This is a genomic window from Peribacillus sp. P4_C12 (assembly GCF_056402095.1).
Genome location: NZ_JBFUIB010000519.1, coordinates 1 through 2,469 on the forward strand (window position 1 = coordinate 1; position 2,469 = coordinate 2,469).

At 33.3% G+C, this 2,469-nt stretch carries 4 protein-coding genes; 2 read left to right on the top strand and 2 right to left on the bottom strand.

The window, feature by feature from the left end; translation table 11 throughout:
• On the top strand, positions 1-459 hold a 459-nt coding region (locus AC1DUW_RS25835), incomplete at its 5' end, for a DinB family protein (RefSeq protein ID WP_477643823.1).
• Between the two features lie 198 nt (positions 460-657).
• Here the strand turns inward: AC1DUW_RS25835 and AC1DUW_RS25840 are convergent.
• Both AC1DUW_RS25840 and AC1DUW_RS25845 read right to left on the bottom strand, forming a co-directional pair.
• A complete protein-coding gene (locus AC1DUW_RS25840) occupies positions 658-861 on the bottom strand; it encodes a hypothetical protein (RefSeq protein WP_053346701.1) in 204 nt (67 codons plus the stop codon).
• 542 nt (positions 862-1,403) lie between these two features.
• A complete protein-coding gene (locus AC1DUW_RS25845; RefSeq protein ID WP_053346700.1) occupies positions 1,404-1,868 on the bottom strand; it encodes a DinB family protein in 465 nt (154 codons plus the stop codon).
• A gap of 255 nt (positions 1,869-2,123) precedes the next feature.
• Here AC1DUW_RS25845 and AC1DUW_RS25850 point away from each other — a divergent pair, with 255 nt between their 5' ends.
• Complete coding sequence (locus AC1DUW_RS25850; protein ID WP_477643824.1) at positions 2,124-2,252, top strand: hypothetical protein; 129 nt, start codon at positions 2,124-2,126, stop codon at positions 2,250-2,252.
• Positions 2,253-2,469: the final 217 nt, after the last annotated feature.

A 2,469-nucleotide genomic window follows, 5' to 3' on the forward strand; every position in this document is an offset into this window, starting at 1 on the left:
GAGGAGAAAAATATGCAGAGCGTAGTTGATAAAATAAATAATTGGATAATTAAGGTCCCGAATGAGTTCAGTGGGATGTCTGAATTAGAGGTGTCACAAAGACCTATGCCAGATAAATGGTCAAAAAAAGAGATTTTGGGCCATTTATGTGATTCTGCTATTAATAATCTTGAAAGATTTATCAAAATTCAATATGAAGAACAACCATTTGCTCTTACCCCATATAATCAAGATCAGTGGGTGGATATACAGGATTATCAAGATATATCTATTGAAGAAATAATAAATCTATGGTGTGGCTTAAATAAAAAAATAATAAAAATTATTGCTAAGACGCCTTATGAAAAATTAACGTATCAATGTGATATTGGTAATAATCAAATGAAGACTCTCGAGTGGCTTATTCAAGACTATCTTGAACATATGGAACACCATTTAAAAAATCAGGTTTTCAATTAAAGAACGATTCTTAATAATTAAACCTATATAGTTAACCCTCTTTATACGTACAAGAGGGTTTTTTACGCAATAATTTGTTGTATTAAAGGGCGTGATAATTAAAGTAGCGTTTTTTCTTATTCAAATAATGGAAGGATAATTGAATATAAAAGCATTAGGTGCTCCTAAAACAGGACATGTGCGACGACATTTCCTGCTCTAATATTCCCATTCTTCTTTCGATTCTAGAAAAGAATCGACTGATTCATCCAATAATCTTTCCCGATTTGGGTCTTCATTGACATCTGTATCCACTTCCATTGCTTGTTTAAGTATGTCGTATGTATCAATCTTTTTATTTAATCGATTAACTTGATTTTTATGTGGGACTGGATTAAGGCTATTATTTTCTTGATTTGGCATATATTCTCCTTTTGTAACAGGTATTTTATATTAGTATGAACAATTGATCCAAAATAAAATCCAATACTTTTTTAAATGGATTATAATTGCATCTTCTTTCACGAACTAGTACCTGAATCAATGAGAAATTTTCTTATCTAATTTCGTACTTTTGTTCTTCAACTATCAGGGCAATTGTGGAAGCAGACTTAGATTATAAACGGTTTATTGTTATTCAATTTAAGCAATGTAATTCACAATACAGAAATATACTATTTAAAACACCGTCTAGGTTAGCTATGACAGTGTTTTGTGAGAGTATGAGAGTATAATTAAACATCTTTATTGAACCGATCTTACAGAACATCCAAAATTCTATTGCCGTTTCTGTCCGATACTACACAAGGTCCAATTAGTCCAGATACATTACTACCAAAGCCAAATAGCAGTAAAAAGGCTAAAACTAATATTTCGCCAAAAAAACCAAACCTTTTTTAGAGGTTTGGTTTTTTTAAAGAGAAACTCATTTCAAGTTCATCTCTTCCTTTTCAGTAGATTTCATTTTACCTGACAAAAAATTCTGGTGGTTCAATCCCAAGTGTTCTAAGATAGATAAAACCCTGTCCTCGGTGATGTATTTCATTTTCCAAGGCATATTGAAGTCTTGCAAAGTGGCTTTGTGAAGGTCCAAAAAAGGGATCCTTTTCAACCACTTCAAGTTTTCCCTCAGTAATATTATTCCACATTTTTCTAGTATCTTCCCGCACATCCTCGCATGCTTTTACTAGTGCCTCTTTTGTAGAAAGAGTAGCAAACGAATCTTGAAACTCCCACTCACCGAGCGCAATACCTCGCATATATCCTCTTTCAATGTTCATAATTTCTTTAACCATCTCTGCGAAGGGACGAAGCTTCTCGACCGGTGTATAGTGAAATAATTTTTCTTCCGGAAAGGCTTCAATCACACGCATTGTTAATCTCCTGTTTCCTTCCATAATATCAAACAAAGCTTCTTTCGATAAGAACATAATCCCACTCTCCTCTGATTCAATGCTCTATAAGAAAGTTCGACCAAAAGTTGATTTGTCCTGCAAATCTACAATACATAGATTCATTAACAATCGGAGCTGTATATGTGGCAGCTTTTTCTTATTGTGCTAATTGGCAGGGGAGCATTCCTATAGATCGTTATTTTTCGACTTTGAAAAAAATAGGGCTCCTTATAAGGTATGAGTATAATCTAACTCAAAACTAAGGAGGAATTCTATACGATTTTCCTGTTTATGAAGATGGCGAATTCTATTATTAGAAAAAAACAAGTGAACGAGGAAGAGGTACCAGCATCCGATCAATATTTAAAGGAAATCCGCGACCTTTTACAAAAAAATACACGGCAGGATGAAAGATTATAAGTTCATACCTAATATTCATCAAACGGGCAATAAAGCTCAATAAGACGTTTGTTAAAACTTTTTTATAAAGAATTGAATTTTTCATAAAGATATTACCTCCCTTATGAAGGGGTGTTTATAAAATGGGGAAGATGGAAATACCAACTGATGGAGAGGTTACTATTGGCCCGCGTAAATCAAAATGGATTGAATGAAGGGTTCATTTTGTATACCGTTG